We start from the raw sequence: 19,892 nt of genomic DNA on the forward strand, positions 1-19,892 counted from the left end.
CTCGTGCGGCACTACTACTCCGTAGACGCGATCCGCCAGGCCGAGGCGCCGCTGCTGGCTAGCCTGCCCGACGGAGCCTTGATGCGGCGCGCGGCCTTCGGGCTGGCCGTCGAGATCCTCGCCGAATTGCGGGCCCGCACCGGCGGGGTGGCCGGGCGCCGGGTGTGCGCGGTCGTCGGCTCGGGCGACAACGGCGGTGACGCGCTGTGGGCCGCCACCTACGTGCGCCGGCGCGGCGCGGCCGCCGACGCGGTGCTGCTCAACCCGGAGCGCACCCACCGCAAGGGGCTGGCGGCGTTCGTGAAGGCCGGTGGGCGCATCGTCGAAAGTGCTTCGCCGACAACCGATCTCGTCATCGATGGGGTGGTGGGCATCTCCGGATCCGGGCCGCTGCGCCCGGCCGCGGCCGAGGTTTTCGCCGCGTTGAAAAAGACAAGCGACGCGCCGGTGGTCGCCGTCGACATCCCCAGCGGCATCGATGTGGCGACCGGGGCGATCACCGGCCCGGCGGTGCACGCAGCGCTGACGGTCACCTTCGGCGGGCTCAAGCCCGTGCACGCGCTCGCCGATTGCGGCCGGGTGAAGCTGATCGACATCGGGCTCGATTTGCCGCGGACCGACATGCTGGGTTTCGAGGCCTCGGACGTGGCCGCCCGCTGGCCGGTGCCTGGGCCGCACGACGACAAGTACACCCAGGGCGTGACCGGTGTGATGGCTGGCTCGTCGACATATCCGGGTGCGGCCGTGCTGTGCACCGGCGCCGCCGTCGCGGCGACGTCCGGCATGGTCCGCTACGCCGGCAGCGCCCACCGGGAGGTGCTCGCGCACTGGCCCGAGGTGATCGCGTCGCCCACCCCCGCATCGGCCGGCAAGGTCCAATCTTGGGTCGTTGGGCCAGGATTGGGCACCGACGACACCGGGGCCACCGCGTTGTGGTTCGCGCTGGAAACCGACTTGCCGGTGATCGTGGACGCCGACGGGCTGACCATCCTGGCGGCCCACCCCGAGCTGGTCGCCAACCGGAGCGCGCCGACCGTGCTGACCCCGCACGCCGGTGAATTCGCCCGCTTGGCGGGTAGCCCCCCGGGGGACGACCGGGTTGGCGCGTGCCAAAAGCTAGCCGACACCTTCGGGGCCACCGTGCTGCTCAAGGGGAACGTCACCGTCATCGCCGAACCGGGCGGTCCGGTCTTCCTCAACCCGGCCGGGCAATCCTGGGCGGCCACCGCCGGTTCCGGGGACGTGCTGTCCGGGATGATCGGCGCGCTGCTCGCGGCGGGACTGCCGGCGGTCGAGGCCGCCGCGGCGGCCGCTTTCGTCCACGCGCGGGCCGCGGCGCTGTCGGCCGCCGACCCGGGCCCCGGTGAGGCGCCGACATCGGCGTCGCGCATCGTGCCGCACATCAGGGCCGCCCTGGCCGCCATATAGCGCCCTATCGAGAGGATCCCGCCGTGCCCCAACACCCGTCCCTGCCCGCCCACGCCATCGCCCCCGCCTACACCGGCCGCCTGTTCACCGCGCCGGTACCCGCCCTGCGGCTGCCCGACGAATCGATGGACCCCGAGGCCGCCTACCGCTTCATCCACGACGAGCTGATGCTCGACGGCAGTTCGCGGCTGAACCTGGCCACGTTCGTCACCACGTGGATGGACCCGGAGGCGGGCCGGCTGATGGCCGAGACGTTCGACAAGAACATGATCGACAAAGACGAGTACCCGGCGACCGCGGCCATCGAGCAGCGCTGCGTCTCCATGGTGGCCGACCTGTTCCACGCCGAAGGCCTGAACGACGCCGACCCCCACAGCGCGTGCGGGGTGTCCACGATCGGCTCCAGCGAGGCCGTCATGCTGGGCGGGCTGGCCATGAAGTGGCGGTGGCGCCAGAAGGTCGGTAAAGGCTGGGAAAGCCGCCGGCCGAACCTGGTGATGGGCTCCAACGTCCAGGTGGTCTGGGAGAAGTTCTGCCGCTACTTCGACGTCGAGCCCCGCTATCTTCCGATGGAAGAGGGCCGCTACGTCATCACCCCGGAACAGGTCGTCGACGCCGTCGACGAGGACACCATCGGCGTGGTCGCGATACTGGGCACCACCTACACCGGTGAACTGGAACCGGTCGCCGACATCTGCGGCGCACTGGACAAGCTCGCGGCCGGCGGCGGGGTGGACGTCCCTGTCCACGTCGACGCCGCCAGCGGCGGGTTCGTGGTGCCCTTCCTGCACCCCGAACTGAAGTGGGACTTCCGGCTGCCCCGGGTGGTGTCGATCAACGTCAGCGGCCACAAGTACGGGCTGACGTACCCGGGTGTCGGCTTCGTGGTGTGGCGCAGCAAGGAGTACCTGCCCGACGAGCTGGTGTTCCGGGTCAACTACCTCGGCGGCGACATGCCGACCTTCACGCTGAACTTCTCCCGCCCCGGAAACCAGGTGGTCGGCCAGTACTACAACTTCCTGCGGCTGGGCCGCGACGGCTACACCAAGGTGATGCAGACGCTGTCCGGGACGGCGCGGTGGCTGGGCGAGCAGCTGCGGGTCAGCGACCACTGCGAGCTCGTCTCGGACGGTTCGGCGATCCCGGTGGTCGCCTTCCGGCTCTCCGGGGACCGCGGCTACACCGAGTTCGACGTCTCGCACGAGCTGCGCACCTACGGCTGGCAGGTGCCCGCGTACACCATGCCCGACAACGCCACCAACGTCTCGGTGCTGCGCATCGTGGTGCGAGAAGGGCTCTCGGCCGACCTGGCCCGCGCGCTGCACGACGATGCCGTCTCGGCGCTGACCTCGCTGGACAAGCTCAAGCCCGGCGGCCACTACGACGCGCAGCACTTCGCCCACTAGGCCGGTTTCGCGGCCCGACCGCCGGGAACCCCATCGAGCAGATGGGCCACTACCTGAGCATGCTGGCCACACGATGAACGACGAGCCGCTGAACTACGGTCACGGCGCCCCGCTGCGGCTGCGCAACGAGCTCCACCACGGATTCAAGCAAGTGAAGTGGATCAATGGCATCGAGTTTCTGGCCAGCTACTCCGAGGTCGGCAGCGGTTACGGCGGCTATTGCGAAGACCACAAGTACTTCGGCCGGCACCAGACGATCTGAGCGGATTTGTCGCTCGAAGGTGGGCAAATGGTGTGTCGGTCACCACAGGGACTGACGTGACGGCCTGGGGGAATGTGAGCTTCGCGGCTCAACGGTCGGTTTGCCCGACCGGTTCTGGGACAATGGCGGTCGTGGCTGTTACGCCGATATCGCTGACACCCGGCCTCCTCGCGGAGGCCGTGGTGGACCTGCGCGCCATCGAGCACAACGTGCGATTGTTGTGCGAGCACGCCGGCCGCGCGCAGGTGATGGCCGTCGTCAAGGCCGACGGCTACGGCCACGGGGCCACCCCGTCCGCGCGGGCGGCGTTGGCCGGCGGGGCGACCGAGCTGGGCGTCGCCACCGTCGCCGAAGCGCTTGCCCTGCGCGCCGACGGGATCACCGCGCCGGTGCTGGCCTGGTTGCACCCGCCCGGCATCGACTTCGGGCCCGCGCTGCTGGCCGACGTGGAGATTGCCGTTTCTTCGGAGCGTCAGCTGGACGAGCTGCTGGACGCGGCGCGCCGGACGGGCCGGACCGCGACCGTCACGCTGAAGGTCGACACCGGGCTGAACCGCAACGGTGTTCACCCCGCCCGATACCCCTCGATGCTGGCCGCGTTGCGGCGGGCCGTCGCTGAGGAAGCCGTCCGACTGCGCGGGATGATGTCGCACATGGTGTTCGCCGATCAACCGGCCAACCCCATCAATGACCTTCAGGCTCAACGCTTTAGCGACATGCTGACGCAGGCGAGCGACCAGGGGGTGCGGTTCGAGGTCGCGCACCTGGCGAACTCGTCGGCCACCATGTCGCGTCCCGATCTGGCCTTCGACCTGGTGCGGCCCGGCGTGGCGGTGTACGGCCTGAGCCCCGTGCCCGAGCTCGGGGACATGGGGCTGGTGCCGGCGATGACGGTGAAATGCCCTGTGGCGCTGGTCAAGTCGATTCGCGCGGGCGAGAGCGTGTCGTATGGGCACACCTGGACCGCGGAGCGCGACACGAATTTGGCCCTGCTGCCGATCGGCTACGCCGACGGCGTCTTCCGGTCGCTGGGAGGACGATTGGACGTGCTGATCAACGGCAAGCGGCGGCCGGGGGTCGGGCGGATCTGCATGGACCAGTTCGTCGTCGACCTGGGGCCCGGCCGGACCGACGTGGCCGAGGGCGATGAGGCGATCCTGTTCGGGCCCGGCAGCAGCGGGGAACCCACCGCGCAGGACTGGGCCGACCTGCTCGGCACCATCCACTACGAAGTGGTGACCAGCCCCCGCGGGCGCATCACCAGAACCTATCGCGAGGCGCAAACCATTGAGCCCTGAAAGAGCCCGCAGGCGCCAGAGGGGGGCTTGGCTTGCGGGAGGGGCGGGGGTGACTGCCCTCGCCACCATCGTCGGAGCCTCGGCCCGCCGTTCGATGATCCAGCGCAGCCACGGCACCGAAGATCCCTACGCCGACGAGGATTTCGACAGGATCGACGACGATCGCCGCTCCGTGGTGACCACTCCCGACGGCGTGTCGTTGGCGATCCGGGAAGCCGGTCCGGCGGACGCCCCGCTGACCATGGTGTTCGTTCACGGGTTCTGTCTGCGGATGGGCGCCTTTCATTTTCAGCGGACGCGGCTGCCCGAGCAGGTGGGCCCGGGCGTCCGGATGGTCTTCTACGATCAGCGCGGGCACGGGCAATCCGGCGAGGCGGCACCCGAAACCTACACGCTGACTCAGCTCGGTCAGGACCTTCAGAGTGTGCTTCAGGTGGTCGCGCCGCGCGGGATGGTGGTGCTGGTCGGCCACTCCATGGGCGGCATGACGGTGTTGTCGCATGCTCGCCAATTCCCCGGCCAGTACGGGCGCCGGATCGTCGGAGCCGCGTTGATTTCCTCCGCGGCGGAAGGCGTTGCCGAGTCGCCGCTGGGCGAAATCCTGAAAAACCCGGCGCTGGAAGCGTTCCGGTTCACCGCGCGGTCCGCGCCGAAGTTGATGCACCGCGGACGCAACGTGTCGCGCTCGCTGATCGGCCCGGTCCTGCGGGCGGCCTCCTTCAGTGACTTGCACGTCAGCCGGAGCCTGGACGCCTTCTCGCAGCGAATGATGAACGGCACCCCGATCCCGACCATGGTGGAGTTCCTTGATGCCTTGGAACACCACGACGAGACCGCCGGGCTGTGGACCCTGCTGCGCATCCCCACCCTCATCGCCTGCGGCGACCACGACCTGCTGACCCCCGACGAGTACTCCCGCAAGATGGCGGCCTCGCTGCCGCAGTCCGAGTTGGTCATCGTTCGCGGGGCCAGTCACCTTGCGCTGCTGGACAAGCCCGAGGCGATCAACGACGGGCTGGTGCGGCTGGTCAAGCGGGCCACCCCGGGCCGCACCGCGCTGGCGGCCCGGTGGATGCGCGAACGGCTGCGGCGCCGTGGATGAGGGGACTGCCACGCTGCCGCGCGTCGAGGACACCATCGCACTGGGCTCGCGGCTAGGTGAGGGGCTCCGTGCGGGCGACGTGGTGGTGCTCACCGGTCCGCTCGGCGCGGGAAAGACCGTGCTGGCCAAGGGCATTGCCGCGGCCATGGATGTCGACGGCCCGGTCACGTCACCGTCGTACGTGCTGGCGCGGGTGCACCCGCCGCGGCGGCCCGGATCACCGGCGATGATCCACGTCGACATGTACCGGCTTTTGGACCAGAACGGCGCCGACCTGCTGGGCGAGCTCGACTCGCTGGACCTCGACTCGGATCTCGATGGCGCGGTGGTGGTCGTGGAGTGGGGCGAGGGCCTCGTCGAACGCCTCGCCGAGCGGCACCTCGACATTCGTCTGGAACGTCTCAGCGGATCCGACGTGCGGATCGCGTCGTGGCAGTGGGTGCGTTCATGAGCCTCCTGCTCGCCCTCGACACCTCCACCCCGGCGGTCACCGCCGGGATCGTGCGCCGCGACGATCTGACCGTGCTGGCCGAGCGGGTCACCGTCGACGCCCGTGCGCACGCCGAACGGCTCACCCCGAACGTGCTGGACGCCCTCGCCGACGCCGGGCTGACGATGGGCGACCTCGATGCCGTCGTGGTGGGCTGTGGGCCCGGCCCGTTCACCGGCCTGCGGGCCGGGATGGCCACCGCGGCCGCCTACGGGCATGCGCTGGGCATCCCGGTGCGCGGGGTGTGCAGCCTGGACGCAATCGGTGTGCGCACCACCGGTGAGACGTTGGTGGTGACCGACGCGCGCCGGCGCGAAATCTATTGGGCCCGTTACCGGGACGGGTTTCGGATGGAGGGGCCGGGCGTCAACGCCCCCGCCGAAGTCGACCCGGGCGCAGCACAGGCGGTGGCCGGCTCCAAGGAGCATGCCGCGCTGTTCGACCTGCCCCACCGCGGGCCGATCTATCCCACAGCGGCCGGGCTCGTCGCCGCGGTGCCCGACTGGTCGCAGCGCCCGTTGCCCTTGGTGGCGCTGTATCTGCGCCGCCCCGACGCCAAACCGATGGCGGCGCGCGGATGACCGCCCTGGGCGAGCCCGTGACGCTCGGCGCCTTGGTCCCCGCCGACGCGGCGCGCTGCGCCGAACTCGAACGTCAGCTGTTCGACGGCGACGACCCCTGGCCCGCGGCGGCGTTCAACCGGGAATTGGCCAGCCCGCACAACCATTACGTCGGCGCTCGGGCTGGCGGCACGCTCGTCGGCTATGCCGGGATCTCGCGGCTGGGCCGCACCCCGCCGTTCGAGTACGAGGTCCACACCATCGGCGTGGACACCGCCTACCAGGGCCAGGGGATCGGCCGCCGGTTGCTCGACGAGCTGCTGATCTTCGCCGACGGCGGCGTCGTCTTCCTGGAGGTGCGCACCGACAACGAGGCGGCCATCGCGCTGTACCGCAGCGTGGGATTCGAGCAGATCGGCCTGCGCCGGCGCTACTACCGCGCAAGCGGCGCCGACGCCTACACCATGCGGCGGTCAGCACGATGACGACCATCTTGGCCATCGAAACCTCTTGCGACGAAACGGGAGTCGGTATCGCGCGGCTGGACGGCGACGGCACCGTGACGCTGTTGGCGGACGAGGTGGCATCCAGCGTCGACGAACACGTCCGCTTCGGCGGCGTGGTCCCCGAGATCGCGTCGCGGGCGCACCTGGAGGCGCTCGGCCCCACGATGCGCCGCGCGCTGACGACGGCGGGGCTGCAGAAGCCCGACATCGTCGCGGCCACGATCGGCCCGGGTCTGGCCGGCGCCCTGCTGGTGGGAGTGGCTGCGGCCAAGGCGTATTCGGCCGCGTGGGGGGTACCGTTCTACGCCGTCAACCACCTTGGCGGGCACCTGGCCGCCGACGTCTACGAACACGGGCCGCTCCCCGAGTGCGTGGCGCTGCTGGTGTCGGGCGGCCACACCCACCTCTTGCATGTGCGCTCCCTGGGCGAACCGATCGTCGAGCTGGGCAGCACCGTCGACGACGCCGCCGGCGAGGCCTACGACAAGGTGGCGCGGCTGCTGGGGCTGGGTTATCCCGGCGGCAAGGTGCTCGACGACCTGGCCCGCACCTGCGGCCGGGAGGCCGCAGACATCCCCGCCTTCCCGCGTGGCATGACCGGCCGCGCCGATGACCCGTACGCCTTCAGCTTCTCCGGCCTGAAAACGGCCGTGGCGCGCTATCTGGAGAGCCACCCGGACGCGGTGAACGCCGATGTCGCCGCCGGCTTTCAGGAGGCCGTCGCCGACGTTTTGACCATGAAGGCGGTGCGCGCGGCGACCGGACTCGGCGTCTCGACGCTGCTGATCGCCGGGGGAGTGGCCGCCAATTCGCGGCTGCGGGAGCTGGCGGAGCAGCGGTGCGCGTCGGCCGGGCTGACGCTGCGGGTCCCCAAACCCCGGCTCTGCACCGACAACGGGGCGATGATCGCTTCCTTCGCCGCGCACCTGGTGGCCGCCGGGGCGCCGCAGTCACCGCTGGACGCGCCCACCGACCCCGGGCTCCCGGTGGTAAAAGCCCAGGTGAGCTGATCGCCCGTAGCGAACATCGCGGACGCACCGGGGCGCCCTTGAGTGCTAGCACTCTCGTGTATAGAGTGCTAGGTGGCAATCGGCCAAACCCTGTGTCGGCACCCGCGACGACGGCGCTCGGGCTCGGACGACTGCCGAATCCCTTGATAATTCCGGGGCACCCGCCCCGGACCCGATCTAACTAGTGGAGGGCTCCAATCGTGGCGAAGGTGAACATCAAGCCACTCGAGGACAAGATTCTCGTGCAGGCCAACGAGGCCGAGACCACGACCGCGTCCGGTCTGGTCATTCCTGACACCGCCAAGGAGAAGCCGCAGGAAGGCACCGTCGTCGCCGTCGGTCCCGGCCGCTGGGACGAGGACGGCGAGAAGCGAATCCCGCTCGACGTCTCGGAAGGTGACACCGTCATCTACAGCAAGTACGGCGGCACCGAGATCAAGTACAACGGCGAGGAGTACCTGATCCTGTCGGCGCGTGACGTGCTGGCCGTCGTATCGAAGTAAGCACCGTGTTCCGCCCCGGCGATCCCCGCGCATGGCCGCGGGTGATTTCCGGGGCGGCATGCGTTAGCGGGTAGTGGCGATCGCAAGCCCGGCGAGCCGGGCGAAGCGGGTCGCCACCATCAAGCAAGTGGCGATCGCAAGCGCGGCGAAGCCGGGCGAAGCGGGTCGCCACCATTCAAACAAGGAGCCTGATGAGCAAGGTTATTGAGTACGACGAGACCGCGCGCCGCGCAATCGAGGCGGGCGTCAACGCGCTGGCCGACGCGGTCCGGGTGACGCTGGGGCCGCGCGGTCGGCATGTGGTGCTGGCCAAGGCATTTGGCGGGCCCACGGTCACCAACGACGGCGTCACCGTCGCGCGCGAGATCGACCTGGAAGACCCGTTCGAGAACCTGGGTGCGCAACTGGTGAAGTCGGTGGCCACCAAGACCAACGACGTGGCGGGTGACGGCACCACGACGGCGACCGTGCTGGCGCAGGCGCTGATCAAGGGCGGGCTGCGCCTGGTTGCGGCCGGCGCCAACCCCATTGAGCTCGGCGTGGGAATTTCCAAGGCGGCCGACGCGGCGTCCGAGGCGCTGCTCGCGGCGGCCACCCCGGTGTCCGGCAAGGACGCTATCGCTCAGGTGGCGACGGTTTCGTCGCGCGACCAGCACCTCGGCGAGCTGGTCGGCGAGGCGATGACCAAGGTCGGCACCGACGGCGTGGTCAGCGTCGAAGAATCCTCGACGCTGAGCACCGAGCTGGAGTTCACCGAGGGCGTCGGTTTCGACAAGGGTTTCCTGTCCGCGTATTTCGTCACCGATTTCGATTCGCAGGAAGCCGTGCTGGACGACCCGGTGATCCTGCTGCACCAGGAGAAGATCAGCTCGCTGCCCGACCTGCTGCCCATGCTGGAGAAGGTGGCCGAGTCGGGGAAGCCGCTGCTGATCATCGCCGAGGACGTCGAGGGTGAGGCCCTGGCGACGCTGGTGGTCAACTCGATTCGCAAGACGCTCAGGGCGGTTGCGGTGAAGGCGCCCTTTTTCGGCGACCGGCGCAAGGCGTTCCTCGAGGACCTGGCGGTGGTTACCGGCGGCCAGGTGATCAACCCCGACGCCGGCCTCCTGCTGCGGGAGGTCGGCACCGATGTGCTGGGCTCGGCCCGCCGCGTGGTGGTCAGCAAGGACGACACCGTCATCGTCGACGGGGGCGGCTCGAAGGATGCGGTTGCCGACCGGATCAAGCAGCTGCGCGCCGAGATCGAGAAGAGCGATTCCGATTGGGACCGCGAAAAGTTGCAGGAGCGGCTGGCCAAGCTGGCCGGCGGCGTGGCCGTGCTCAAGGTGGGCGCCGCCACCGAGACCGCGCTCAAGGAACGCAAGGAAAGCGTCGAGGACGCCGTCGCGGCCGCCAAGGCCGCCGTCGAGGAGGGCATCGTCGCGGGCGGTGGCTCGGCGCTCATCGGTGCCCGCAACGCGCTGAAGGAGTTGCGCGGGTCGCTGTCCGGCGATCAGGCTGCGGGGGTCGACGTGTTCGCCGAGGCGCTCGCGGCACCGCTGTACTGGATCGCCACCAACGCCGGCCTGGACGGCGCGGTCGCGGTGCACAGGGTCAGCGAGTTGCCGCCCGGGCACGGGCTCAACGCCGACAAGCTCACCTACGGTGACTTGATCGCCGACGGCGTGATCGACCCCGTCAAGGTGACCCGGTCGGCGGTGCTCAACGCGGCGTCGGTAGCGCGGATGGTGCTGACCACGGAGACGGCCATCGTGGATAAGCCCGCCGACGAGGACGCCCACGCCGGCCACGGCCATCACGGCCACGCGCACTAAGTAGTCACGACGAGAACACCCCCGGTTCACATGGGCCGGGGGTGTTCTCGTACGGGCGGTTGCGTCGGTTTCATCCGCGACGCGCGGCGTGACTTCGAGGGGTGGTTGCTCCACTTCTTGATGGGTGTTGATTCCTCGGATTCCGTTTGTTGGGATCGGTAGCGAGTGCTTGTGCACTGGTTGTCACGAATACACCAGAGAGGACGTGCTACTGGGCTACCGGCTGGATCGACACCAGCCGAAACCAGCCAGAGTGCGTGTCGTCAGGCACGAACCGGACTACCAGGACGCCGGGTGGAAATTGGCTCGCCAGACTATCCAAGGTCCTGGGCAAGAAAGCTCTTGACTTTTCGGTTCCGTACCAGTTGGGGTCGGCCGGGTCGGCGTTGTTCACCCCGTCAATCGCGGCATCCCAGCGTTGGATTGGATCCGGCGGTACATAACCGAATCCTTGCGACTTCAAGTACGCATCCGCTTCGCCCCAGAGCGTCACCGAAGCCCCGCCACCGACCAGTGTCCCGGTGATTGTTCCGTCGGTGGTATCGGCGGTCACCGAACCCAGCCTGGCGGTGCACGCATTCTCGTCACCGCCGGCGGCCGGCCTGCAGGCGGCGGGCGGCGGGGCGGCGTGAGCCGGGGAGATGCTGAGCGTGATCGAAAACGCCGCCGCGCATAATGCGGCTCGGAGAGTGGCCAACGCACCGGGGAGATAGTCAGCCATCGGAATCTCTCTATCTCGAGGCCAACTGCCCGTTTGGTTCGTCGGCGATTAATCGAACCCAACGAAATGTATTTGCCTCGTCATCATCAAGTCGCATTTTCGCCAAACGTCAGGCTTGACGCGCTGCCGCACGCGGTGCAGTGTGATACCCGTCATATGACCACTGGTCACGCCAGGTAGAGAGGCGGAGCTCATGACTACCAGGGACAAGTACACGGATGTGCCCACGCCGTACTCGTGGGAGGTCCCCAGTGCCGGCGACGCGCGCTTTACCTGGGAATACGACGAGGGGCGCGCCCGGCTCCTCTCCCTCTACCAAAAGGGGAAGGACAAGCAGTGGGACGCCCAGTCGCGCATCGACTGGACGCAAGACGTCGACCCGACGAACCCGATCGAACTGCCCATCGAGTTCCATCCGCTGTTCGGCAGCCCGATGTGGGACGCCGCAGACGAGGCACGTCGCGCCGAAATGCGTCAGCACTTCCAGGCCTGGCAGCTCTCCCAATTCCTGCACGGCGAGCAGGGGGCGATGGTGTGCGCGGCCAAGATCGTCGAGGTCGTCCCGGACCTGGACGCGAAGTTCTACGCGGCCACCCAGACCATGGACGAAGCCCGGCACGTCGAGGCGTTCTCGCGGTTCCTGCAGGAGAAGGTCGACGTGGTCTACCCGATCAACAAGCACCTGACCGCACTGCTGGACGACACCCTGCGCGATTCGCGCTGGGACATGCCCTATCTCGGCATGCAGGTCCTCATCGAAGGGCTCGCACTCGCGGCCTTTGGGGTGCTGCGTGACATGGCGGCGCCGGACTCGCTCGCGAAAAAGGTGCTGGCCTACGTCATGCAGGACGAGGCCAGGCACGTCGCCTTCGGCCGGATCTCGCTGAAGGATTACTACTCCGCGCTCACCGAGTCCGAGCGCGGCGAGCGTGAAGAGTTCGTCGTGGACGCCTGTTACCTGATGCGCGACCGGTTCCGCGGCGAGGAGGTTTTCGAGACACTCGGCATGGACGTGCAAGCGTGTGCCGAATGGGTCGACACGTCGCCGCTGATGATCCAGTTCCGCTCGCACCTTTTCAGCCGCATTGTGCCGATCGTCAAGGACATCGGGTTGTGGGGCGACAAGGTGCAGCAGGCCTTCCGGGACATGGGCGTCCTCGACATGGCCGGCTTCAACATCGAGGCGCTGATGAAGGCCGATGAAGATCAGGCCGAGGCGCTGGACAAGGCACACGCCGAGATGGCCGTCCGCGCCCTCGAGGTGGACGAGGCGATCGCGGCCGGCGCGAGCTAACTCAACGTCCGGCCTGCTCGGCGGAGGCGGCGATTGCCGCCGCTTGACGCACCGCCCGGATCCTGACGCGCATCACGGCGATGAGGTCGGCGGGCGGGTCCCTGGGCATTCTGACGCAGAGGCGGCGATCGTCGACAAGTGCGCCAAACGACCACGGACCCTGGGCATTCTGACGCAGAGGCGGCGATCGTCGACAAGTGCGCCAAACGACCACGGACCACGGCCGCGAGCATCACCCACCACTAAACGACGGCTCTTCGCTTGGTGAGGGACTGCGCAGCTGAGACTTCGCCCATCACCTTCGAAATAGTATCAACTGATACAGTGTTATACGAAACGGAAATAAAGCGAATGGTGAGGGAGGCGGTCATGGACGTATACGAGGCGGTCACAAGCAGACGTGCAGTGCGCGGATTCACCGACCAGCCGGTGCCGAGAGAGGTGCTGGAGCGTGTGCTGTCCGCGGCGGCATGGTCCCCATCGGGATCGAACATCCAGCCGTGGAACACGTATGTAGTAACCGGCGCGCTGCTTGGCGAGCTCAAGACGCGCGCCGTCGAGCGCGTGGCCCATGGTGACCCCTGGGACGAGCGGGAGTACGAGATGTACCCGCCCGGAATGAAGTCGCCGTACGGCGACCGACGATCCGCCTTCGGCAAGGAGCGCTACAGCGCACTCGGCATTGCGCGCGAGGACTGGGAGGCGCGCCAGCGGGCGGCCATCGCGAACTGGAATTGTTTCGGAGCGCCTGCCGCGCTGTTCTGCTACATCGACCGCGATCTCGGCGTGGCACAGTGGGCCGACGTCGGGATGTATCTGCAGACCGTCATGCTGCTACTCCGCGCCGAAGGGCTACACAGCTGCCCTCAGATGGCGTGGTCGCAGGTTCGCGAAACGGTCGCGGAGGTCTTGTCACCACCGGACGGACTAATCCTGTTCTGCGGCATGTCGATTGGGTACGAGGACTCCGCAGTGAAGTACAACCGCACAGGCCGGGCGCCGCTCGAAGAGACGGTCACGTTCGTCGACCACGAGTCGTCTGCTCTGGAACATGCCATCCGGTCGGAGTCCGGTGTTCAATCCGGATAAAGGGATGCCAGTTCGATGACCCGCGACGCTTCCAGCCGCGCTACCGCCCGGCGTGCGACCGACCGCCCTGGAGACCCCTCGCCTTTCGCTCTTGGTTTGTCGCTGCGCAGGGCGCACTGGCGCGCGGCCGCGGTGATGTCGGAGGCGCTTCGGCCCCTCGGTATCGAGTTGCGGCATTTCGCCGTGCTCCTCGTCCTCGTCAACCGCGGGCCCACGGAGCAGCGGGCGTTGGTCGCGGCGACCGGTTCGGACAAGGCGGGAATTATGCGGGTCGTGGACGACCTGGAGCGCAAGGGGCTCGCCGTCCGCAAACCCGTTCCGGGGGACCGGCGGGTGCGGGCGGTGGAGATCACCCCTAAAGGTCTTGAGGTTTTCGACGCCGCCCATATGGCCGCAGAGCCGCTGGCTGAGCGCCTCGTCTCCATGCTGGGTCCCGGGGAGGCAGAACAACTGACGGATTTGCTCACTCGATTCACCGAGCCTGCCGAACAGTAGAGCATTCGGAATGCACTCGGTACCGCGTCTAGGGCGGCAAGTTCGCGGAGGTGTGGGATCTCGTCGACAAGGATGCGTTGATGAAGCAGATCAGTTGAGAAGCCCGGCGATGACGATGCCCACGCCGACCACGATCGCCAGCGCGAGTGACACCAACAGAAAGCTGACGGTCCGCTCTTTTGCCGCCGAGGCCTCGTGATCGGCCGCAGCGATGGGTGCGAGTCGGCGGCCGGCGCCCCAGGCCGAGGCGAGCAGGGTCGCCAGCCAGTTCGCATAGCCGGCGTACACAATCAGTCCGACCGCCGTCACACCCCACGCGTTGGGCAGGTGGATGTGTGGCCAGAGCAGGCCAATTAGCACGAGGAACATGCCGTTGAGGACGGCCTCGAGGTGGCTCGACAGCCCCATCCGCGGGTTCTTCAGTGCCGGGATGGCGAATCCAGTCAGCAGGCCGATCAGGAACAGGACCAACCCAAGTGTGAACAGCACCGTCTGCATGTCAGAAGAGTAGGCCGCCCGCGCCCGTCGTTATGGCGATCCGCTTTCCTCACGAGACATAAACCGCCGCGGGCGTTCTCGGCGTGTCGTCGCAGAGGTTTATGTGTCGTGGCGGCTCCGACCGCCACGCGTCAGCGGGTTCCGGGCGGAAGGCTCGGCGGAGTCGTCGTCACAGTGGTAATCGGCGTGGACGTGTACGTCGGGCTGCTGGTGACGGTGACCGTGCTCGTGCTGGTGGACGGCGGTGGCACTTCGGTCGTCGTCGTGATCGTCGTGACGCTGGTCGTCGTCGAGGTGGACGACGTCGTCGTCGCGGCCGCCGCGGCGAGCACACCGCAGGCCACCCGCTTGCCCGACTCGCCGGCGGAACTCCCGCTCAGGTTGTCCGCGTTCTGGTGGACGATCAGCGCGGTGCCCGAGCTGGTTCTCAGGTCCGAGGCGGTGAGCAAGCTGGTGGTGGTGACCAGCTTCGCCGAGCCGTCGTTGCGCACCTGCAACGCGGTCAGGTCGCCGCTGGCCGGGAAACCGGTGTGATTCGGTGCCTGGTAGACGCTTCCGGCCGAATTGAAGTCCCCGGTCGAGCCGCCGGACGGCGCGGTGGAATTAGCCTCGCATTTGCCCACAGCGTGGATCATCAGCGCGTGGAAACCCGGGCTCAGGACTTGGTTGGGTCCGGCCTCCACGGTCACCGTCGCGTACCCGTTCGCGAAATCAATGGTGGCGGTGCCGACCTGGTTTCCGTCGGCGCTCTTCAACTGCGTGGTCATCCGCTCGGTGCCGGGGGGCGCGCTGGACGACGTTGACGTGGCAGATTGGCCACCCTGCTGGTTTGCGCATGCTGCCAACGGTGCGATGGTGGCGGCAAGCGCCACGGCCGCGAAGGTTACGCCCTTATTCATGGGCCGGTCGTACCCCGATTGGTCGCGGTCCAAACGACTACAGCGAACTCAACAGGGTGGCGCGGCCTCGGACGCGAAGCTTATTGATCGTGGATCGACGCAAACGGGTGATGCGCTCCACCATTCGATCTCCGAGTGCGTCGAGCATCTCGGCGCTCAAATCTATTGGCGCCGGGCATAAGTCGCGCTCCTCTTCGCTGGCGTGTGCATCCAGGACCGTGACGAACGAGTGCCACTCGCCCTCGTATTGCGGCGCCGTCGGCGGGGTCCGAAGTAGCACCGCCAGCTGATCCCAGACTTGCCGGTGCTCCGCGTGGGCGATCGCGACGAGCGTGCTTGCCTCCGACACCGCCGGATAGAACAGGTCGTCCTCGATCCGCATGTGAATGTCGAGTTCGATCAACAATTCATCGAGGGCGTCCTGCCGCTCGCCGGTAGCCGGGGGCAACGCCGTGATCTTCTCGCAAAGCCCGCGTAAGACCTTGTGGTGTTCAAAGAGCACATCGTAGGCGTTCATTTCGCGCCTCCGCGCACCTCGACGTATCCATGGCGGATGCGTGCCGGGTAGTGCGGCAGTGCGGCTGTCGCCGGTCCACGCAGCACTTCTCCCGATTCGCAGGCGAACCGGGAGCCATGCCACGGACAAACGATGCGGCCGCGATCGATCCAGCCGTCGTCCATCGGCGCACCGAGGTGGGGGCAGCGCGCGCCGACGGCCAGGACCCGGTCGTCGGTGCGGTAGAGAACCACGCCGACGCCGTCAACCTCGACCCGCCGCGGCTGACCGTCCAGGGCCGTTGCCGGCAACACCGGCGTCCAGTGGGCGGCACTGAGCCGAGCCCCCGAGCGGTCCACCCCGGCTCCCGATCCGTAGACGAGAGCTCCGCCCAAATAGCCGCTACTCAGGGTGATGCCGTAGCCCAGCGCACTGCAAGCCATCCCGCGCTGATGGCGACCGTTGCGGCGGTCCCACCACGACAACGCGTACAGGCTCGTCGCGACCCCGTTCAGCAAGCCATGGACAACGCCGACCCGTCGCGATTGCTCATGCGTGTGTTGCCAGTCCGTCAGACCGGTCGCGGCCGCGCCGACGCTTCCGGCGAGTCCGACACCCAACGCGAACCTCGACGCGTCACGCCATTGCGCGCCACTCCCCGAGAGCATGGACGCCGCATCCATCGCGACCGTCGTCGTGATCGCTCCCGTCGGCACCGACGTCAACGCGGGATGCAGCGGATGGCCGAGCCAGGTGCCGTGCAGCGCATTGCTGACCCGGTCGCGATATCGGCCCATGGCCGCGAAGAGGAATGTCAGACCGTGCTCGAGGCGGTAGCTCGGCCGGTCTAGCCATTCCTGTCTTCCCAGCCTTCTGACTGCGGCATGGCCGTAATTACGGACGCGATCCGGAGATCGATGTGATCGTTCAGTCACGGCACCCTCCTGTGCGCGTGAGCGAACCGACGCGGGGCCCCCGGCACGACGGAACGCCCGAATCTAGCCCGACGCGACGCAAGGGTTGTTGAGTGCCGCGTCGATATGGACGCGGCCAGCCGGCGGCCTAGCCCATGACTAGTACACGGACCGCCACGGCCATTCGTTCAACCGAGTCGTGCGCCGTTAGGCCGAGCGGCGAATGCCGCGCGTGCGGCCGATGTCGCCCTTCAGCAACATGTCGCGCTCCGATTCGGACAAGCCGCCCCAAACCCCATAGGGCTCACCGACTTCGAGCGCGTGGGAACGGCACTCCTGAATTACCGGGCACTGCCGGCACATTTCTTTGGCGCGCTGCTCGCGCTGCATGCGGGCGCGGCCGCGCTCACCGTCGGGGTGAAAGAACATCGACGAGTCAACGCCGCGGCACAAGCCCTGCAGTTGCCAGTTCCAGATGTCGGCGTTGGGTCCAGGTAGCTGCTCCGGCTGTGGCATTGGTGTTTCCCTCTCTGCACGGCACGCCCAGTAAGGTCAGGTTCGCGAAGCGATTGTGCAACTGAAATGAAGTGGCGTCACCGATGACTACCCGTCATGCGTAGACGTTAGGGCGGGCGGTGAATTTGCGTCAATAGCCACTTAGCCCGACAAAGTATGTAATGGTTATAAAAGAATTAACGCCGCGTTCATCTGCTACCCATTGTCGAAACACGCACCGTGCTACCAGGCACTTGACCGGAACGAGATTTCCCAGCTCACGGGCCAGGGGAGGGCCGGCCGCGATTAGTACAGGACCTATTGTGATTAACAGTTCGGTAACGCGAACAGCACAAACTGTTTACTCCTATCGTCGTGATTGAAACTCGTCACACTTCCGTGATTGGCCGAGAGCTGGCCGCCGCCGCCTTCGGAGACCGGCCCGGCACCTGGCCGCTGCCGACGGCGGTCACTCCGGAGGGCTTATGGCTGCGCGCGGTCGCAGCGGGCGGGCAGGGCCGCTACGGCAGCGCCTACCGCGATCTGGCCGCGCTGCGGCGCGACGCCCCCGCCGGTCGGTTGGCGTCCCTGGCTCACAGCACGCAGGGATCCTTTCTGCGCCAACTGGGTTGGCACACGCTGGCGCGCGGGTGGGACGGGCGCGCCCTAGCGCTGGCCGGCGTGGACCCCGAGGCGCGTGCCGACGCCGTGATCGGGCTGGCGGCCGACGCGCTGGGTGTCGGCCGCTTCGCGGCGGCGGCGGCGTTGTTGCGCCGCGCGGACTCCGAGCTGGGTGCGGAGCCGCTGCCCGAGCGGCAGCCGGTGCGCCGCGGGTGGGTGGCCGCCGAATTGGCGATGGCCCGCGGCGACGGCGAAACCGCCATCCGCCATGCGAACGAAGCGGTGGAGCTGGCGGGCGCCATGGCCGTCCCGTCGGCGCGGCACGCGGTCAAGAGCGAGGTGGTGCTGGCGGCCGCCCTGTGCAGCGCCGGGGCCGTCGAGCGCGCGCGGGCGGTGGCGGAGGCGGCGCTGGAGGCCACCGGCCGGCTCGGGCTGGTCCCGCTTCGTTGGGCGTTGGCGTGCTTGCTGATTGATCTCGGTAGCGTCACCGTCTCGACACAAAAGCTACGCGAAATTCGCGATGTCTCCGCAGGCCAAGTGCGGCGCGCCGGTGCGACGTGGCGTTCCGCTTGAAATGGCCTCCGGGCCGTTATTGTCAATTCGTTAGTTAGCCCGGTTAGCCCGCGATGTGTCCGGTTCGTAACGTTGGAGATACCGCCGTCGATGACAATTCAAGGGGATCGTCTCGACGCTGTGGTGTCCAAGGCCGTGGCGGGGGACAGTAACGCACTACGGGAGGTGCTGGAGACCATCCGTCCGATTGTCGTGCGATATTGCCGCGCGCGAGTCGGGACAGTCGAGCGGGGTGGGCTGTCAGCGGATGACGTGGCACAGGAGGTGTGCTTGGCGACTATCACGGCGCTGCCGCGCTACCGGGACCGAGGGCGTCCCTTTCTCGCCTTCCTGTACGGCATCGCGGCGCACAAGGTCGCGGACGCCCATCGGGCCGCCGGCCGTGATCTCTCCTATCCGACCGAGGTCATTCCCGAGCGTTGGTCGTCCGACGCGGGCCCCGAACAGCGGGCCATCGAAGCCGATTCGGTCAGCCGGATGAGCGAGCTGCTCGAAATCCTGCCCGCCAAGCAGCGCGAGATCCTGATCCTGCGTGTCGTCGTCGGCTTGTCCGCCGAGGAGACCGCGTCCGCCGTCGGCAGCACCACGGGAGCGGTCCGGGTGGCCCAGCACCGCGCGCTGTCCCGGCTGAAGTCCGAAATGATCGCGGCAGGTGACTGTGCCTGAATCCCTGGACGAATTCGCCCGCACCAACCTGCTTCTCGACGCGCTCGCCGAGCGGCGGCCGGTGCACGTCGGTGACCCTGACATGGACGCGATGGCCACGCTGCTGGAGGACTGGCGCGACAACCTGCGGTGGCCACCGGCGAGTGCGCTGGTGTCGGCCGAGGAAGCCGTCGACGCCCTGCGCGCCGGCCTGGCCGACCGTCGCCGCGGCCGGCGCGGGCTGGCGACGATCGGATCGGTCGCCGCGGCGCTGTTGGTGATGAGCGGCTTCGGCGCGATGGTGGTCGAGGCGCGCCCCGGCACCCCGCTGCACGGGCTGCACGCGATGTTCTTCGACCAGCCGCGCGTCAACGAGAAGAATCAGGTCATGCTGTCGGCCAGGGCCGACCTGGCCAAGGTGCAGGAATCGATCGACCGCGGTCAATGGGACCAGGCCCAGAACCAGCTCACCGAGGTGAGCAGCCTGGTCCAGTCGATCGACGACCCGGCCAGCAAACAGGAGCTGACAAACCAGCTGAAGCTGTTGAATCTCAGGGTCCAATCGCGAAACCCGAATGCGACGCTGCCGCCCCCGGCGAACACGCCGTCGGCGTGGTCGACTCCGACCACCGCTGCGCCGACGGCGGCCACCACACCCTCCGAAGCTTCGCCGAGCCCGTCAGTCACGCCCTCGCCGAGTCAGTCGTGGAGCAAGCACCGGCACCACGGGCAGACTTCGACGCCGTCGGCGGTGACGCCGAACAACCCCTAGC

General features: G+C 68.0%; 22 protein-coding genes and 1 pseudogene. 17 read left to right on the forward strand and 6 right to left on the reverse strand.

The genetic code is table 11. The annotated features are described in order from the left end of the window. Positions 1-3: 3 nt before the first annotated feature. The 11 genes and pseudogenes from A5758_RS11440 to groL all read left to right on the forward strand — a co-directional run bounded on the left by A5758_RS11440 (position 4) and on the right by groL (position 10,379). A complete protein-coding gene (locus A5758_RS11440; protein ID WP_067740023.1) occupies positions 4-1,428 on the forward strand; it encodes a bifunctional ADP-dependent NAD(P)H-hydrate dehydratase/NAD(P)H-hydrate epimerase in 1,425 nt (474 codons plus the stop codon). 23 nt (positions 1,429-1,451) lie between these two features. Next, on the forward strand, positions 1,452-2,834 hold the full coding sequence (locus A5758_RS11445; RefSeq protein WP_067201324.1) for a glutamate decarboxylase: 1,383 nt from the start codon (positions 1,452-1,454) through the stop codon (positions 2,832-2,834). A gap of 32 nt (positions 2,835-2,866) precedes the next feature. After that, positions 2,867-3,096, forward strand: a pseudogene (locus tag A5758_RS11450) (molybdopterin-dependent oxidoreductase); the annotation flags it as partial. A gap of 131 nt (positions 3,097-3,227) precedes the next feature. Beyond that, entirely contained in the window at positions 3,228-4,394 is a 1,167-nt protein-coding gene (gene alr / locus A5758_RS11455) for an alanine racemase (RefSeq protein ID WP_197503878.1), read from the forward strand. A gap of 49 nt (positions 4,395-4,443) precedes the next feature. After that, positions 4,444-5,496 (forward strand): alpha/beta fold hydrolase, encoded by a 1,053-nt coding sequence (locus A5758_RS11460; RefSeq protein WP_197503880.1) that lies wholly within the window; start codon positions 4,444-4,446, stop codon positions 5,494-5,496. Continuing rightward, positions 5,489-5,947 carry a tRNA (adenosine(37)-N6)-threonylcarbamoyltransferase complex ATPase subunit type 1 TsaE gene (gene tsaE / locus A5758_RS11465; RefSeq protein ID WP_067739886.1) on the forward strand — a complete coding sequence of 153 codons (459 nt, stop codon included), beginning with the start codon at positions 5,489-5,491 and terminating at the stop codon, positions 5,945-5,947. The genes A5758_RS11460 and tsaE overlap by 8 nt, the downstream gene beginning before the upstream one ends. Beyond that, on the forward strand, positions 5,944-6,567 hold the full coding sequence (tsaB, locus tag A5758_RS11470; RefSeq protein ID WP_067739888.1) for a tRNA (adenosine(37)-N6)-threonylcarbamoyltransferase complex dimerization subunit type 1 TsaB: 624 nt from the start codon (positions 5,944-5,946) through the stop codon (positions 6,565-6,567). The genes tsaE and tsaB overlap by 4 nt, the downstream gene beginning before the upstream one ends. Beyond that, positions 6,564-7,031, forward strand: a complete 468-nt coding sequence (rimI, locus tag A5758_RS11475; protein ID WP_067739890.1) for a ribosomal protein S18-alanine N-acetyltransferase — start codon at positions 6,564-6,566, stop codon at positions 7,029-7,031. Before tsaB ends, rimI begins: the two co-directional genes overlap by 4 nt. Further along, entirely contained in the window at positions 7,028-8,062 is a 1,035-nt protein-coding gene (tsaD, locus tag A5758_RS11480; RefSeq protein ID WP_067739892.1) for a tRNA (adenosine(37)-N6)-threonylcarbamoyltransferase complex transferase subunit TsaD, read from the forward strand. The genes rimI and tsaD overlap by 4 nt, the downstream gene beginning before the upstream one ends. Positions 8,063-8,262: 200 nt before the next feature. Further along, positions 8,263-8,565 (forward strand): co-chaperone GroES, encoded by a 303-nt coding sequence (gene groES, locus A5758_RS11485; protein WP_007167930.1) that lies wholly within the window; start codon positions 8,263-8,265, stop codon positions 8,563-8,565. A 191-nt stretch (positions 8,566-8,756) separates the two neighbouring features. Continuing rightward, entirely contained in the window at positions 8,757-10,379 is a 1,623-nt protein-coding gene (gene groL / locus A5758_RS11490) for a chaperonin GroEL (RefSeq protein ID WP_067739894.1), read from the forward strand. Positions 10,380-10,587: 208 nt separating this feature from the next. Here groL and A5758_RS11495 read toward each other — a convergent pair whose 3' ends face one another. Beyond that, entirely contained in the window at positions 10,588-10,932 is a 345-nt protein-coding gene (locus tag A5758_RS11495; RefSeq protein WP_231987282.1) for a hypothetical protein, read from the reverse strand. Between the two features lie 361 nt (positions 10,933-11,293). Between A5758_RS11495 and A5758_RS11500 the strand changes: the two genes are divergently transcribed. The 3 genes from A5758_RS11500 (at position 11,294) to A5758_RS11510 (ending at position 13,978) form a co-directional block, all read left to right on the forward strand. Beyond that, a complete protein-coding gene (locus A5758_RS11500) occupies positions 11,294-12,394 on the forward strand; it encodes a ferritin-like domain-containing protein (RefSeq protein ID WP_067739896.1) in 1,101 nt (366 codons plus the stop codon). A 369-nt stretch (positions 12,395-12,763) separates the two neighbouring features. Then, on the forward strand, positions 12,764-13,483 hold the full coding sequence (locus A5758_RS11505; RefSeq protein ID WP_067740027.1) for a nitroreductase: 720 nt from the start codon (positions 12,764-12,766) through the stop codon (positions 13,481-13,483). Between the two features lie 96 nt (positions 13,484-13,579). Beyond that, positions 13,580-13,978, forward strand: a complete 399-nt coding sequence (locus A5758_RS11510; RefSeq protein WP_197503882.1) for a MarR family winged helix-turn-helix transcriptional regulator — start codon at positions 13,580-13,582, stop codon at positions 13,976-13,978. Positions 13,979-14,068: 90 nt separating this feature from the next. Here A5758_RS11510 and A5758_RS11515 read toward each other — a convergent pair whose 3' ends face one another. From A5758_RS11515 to A5758_RS11535, 5 genes are all read right to left on the reverse strand, one after another. After that, positions 14,069-14,476, reverse strand: coding sequence for a hydrogenase (locus tag A5758_RS11515; RefSeq protein ID WP_067739900.1), 408 nt, complete (start codon positions 14,474-14,476; stop codon positions 14,069-14,071). 131 nt (positions 14,477-14,607) lie between these two features. Further along, on the reverse strand, positions 14,608-15,375 hold the full coding sequence (locus tag A5758_RS11520; protein WP_067739902.1) for a superoxide dismutase family protein: 768 nt from the start codon (positions 15,373-15,375) through the stop codon (positions 14,608-14,610). Positions 15,376-15,412: 37 nt separating this feature from the next. After that, a complete protein-coding gene (locus tag A5758_RS11525; protein WP_067739904.1) occupies positions 15,413-15,892 on the reverse strand; it encodes a hemerythrin domain-containing protein in 480 nt (159 codons plus the stop codon). Next, the gene (locus A5758_RS11530; RefSeq protein WP_156622599.1) at positions 15,889-16,668 is read right to left on the reverse strand and encodes a Rieske 2Fe-2S domain-containing protein; all 780 of its coding nucleotides are present in this window, start codon (positions 16,666-16,668) and stop codon (positions 15,889-15,891) included. Before A5758_RS11530 ends, A5758_RS11525 begins: the two co-directional genes overlap by 4 nt. Before the next feature lie 324 nt (positions 16,669-16,992). Beyond that, positions 16,993-17,301 (reverse strand): WhiB family transcriptional regulator, encoded by a 309-nt coding sequence (locus A5758_RS11535; RefSeq protein ID WP_066907726.1) that lies wholly within the window; start codon positions 17,299-17,301, stop codon positions 16,993-16,995. Positions 17,302-17,655: 354 nt separating this feature from the next. Here A5758_RS11535 and A5758_RS11540 point away from each other — a divergent pair, with 354 nt between their 5' ends. From A5758_RS11540 to A5758_RS11550, 3 genes are all read left to right on the forward strand, one after another. Next, positions 17,656-18,474 carry a hypothetical protein gene (locus A5758_RS11540; protein WP_197503885.1) on the forward strand — a complete coding sequence of 273 codons (819 nt, stop codon included), beginning with the start codon at positions 17,656-17,658 and terminating at the stop codon, positions 18,472-18,474. Between the two features lie 90 nt (positions 18,475-18,564). Beyond that, positions 18,565-19,140: a sigma-70 family RNA polymerase sigma factor gene (locus A5758_RS11545; RefSeq protein WP_067201369.1), complete on the forward strand. Its 576-nt coding sequence runs from the start codon at positions 18,565-18,567 to the stop codon at positions 19,138-19,140. Next, positions 19,127-19,891, forward strand: a complete 765-nt coding sequence (locus A5758_RS11550) for an anti-sigma-D factor RsdA (protein ID WP_231987283.1) — start codon at positions 19,127-19,129, stop codon at positions 19,889-19,891. The genes A5758_RS11545 and A5758_RS11550 overlap by 14 nt, the downstream gene beginning before the upstream one ends. The last annotated feature ends 1 nt before the right edge of the window (position 19,892 follow it).

It is taken from the genome of Mycobacterium sp. 852014-50255_SCH5639931, assembly GCF_001665605.1.
Taxonomy (GTDB): Bacteria; Actinomycetota; Actinomycetes; order Mycobacteriales; family Mycobacteriaceae; genus Mycobacterium; species Mycobacterium paraffinicum.

Bases quoted from the DNA above. Each gene is read 5' to 3' on its own strand.
- tsaB (WP_067739888.1), top strand. From the start codon at position 5,944: ATGAGCCTCCTGCTCGCCCTCGACACCTCCACCCCGGCGGTCACCGCC.
- rimI (WP_067739890.1), top strand. From the start codon at position 6,564: ATGACCGCCCTGGGCGAGCCCGTGACGCTCGGCGCCTTGGTCCCCGCC.
- tsaD (WP_067739892.1), top strand. From the start codon at position 7,028: ATGACGACCATCTTGGCCATCGAAACCTCTTGCGACGAAACGGGAGTC.
- groL (WP_067739894.1), top strand. From the start codon at position 8,757: ATGAGCAAGGTTATTGAGTACGACGAGACCGCGCGCCGCGCAATCGAG.
- A5758_RS11500 (WP_067739896.1), top strand. From the start codon at position 11,294: ATGACTACCAGGGACAAGTACACGGATGTGCCCACGCCGTACTCGTGG.
- A5758_RS11505 (WP_067740027.1), top strand. From the start codon at position 12,764: ATGGACGTATACGAGGCGGTCACAAGCAGACGTGCAGTGCGCGGATTC.
- A5758_RS11515 (WP_067739900.1), bottom strand. From the start codon at position 14,476: ATGCAGACGGTGCTGTTCACACTTGGGTTGGTCCTGTTCCTGATCGGC.
- A5758_RS11520 (WP_067739902.1), bottom strand. From the start codon at position 15,375: ATGAATAAGGGCGTAACCTTCGCGGCCGTGGCGCTTGCCGCCACCATC.
- A5758_RS11525 (WP_067739904.1), bottom strand. From the start codon at position 15,892: ATGAACGCCTACGATGTGCTCTTTGAACACCACAAGGTCTTACGCGGG.
- A5758_RS11530 (WP_156622599.1), bottom strand. From the start codon at position 16,668: ATGGGCCGATATCGCGACCGGGTCAGCAATGCGCTGCACGGCACCTGG.
- A5758_RS11535 (WP_066907726.1), bottom strand. From the start codon at position 17,301: ATGCCACAGCCGGAGCAGCTACCTGGACCCAACGCCGACATCTGGAAC.
- A5758_RS11545 (WP_067201369.1), top strand. From the start codon at position 18,565: ATGACAATTCAAGGGGATCGTCTCGACGCTGTGGTGTCCAAGGCCGTG.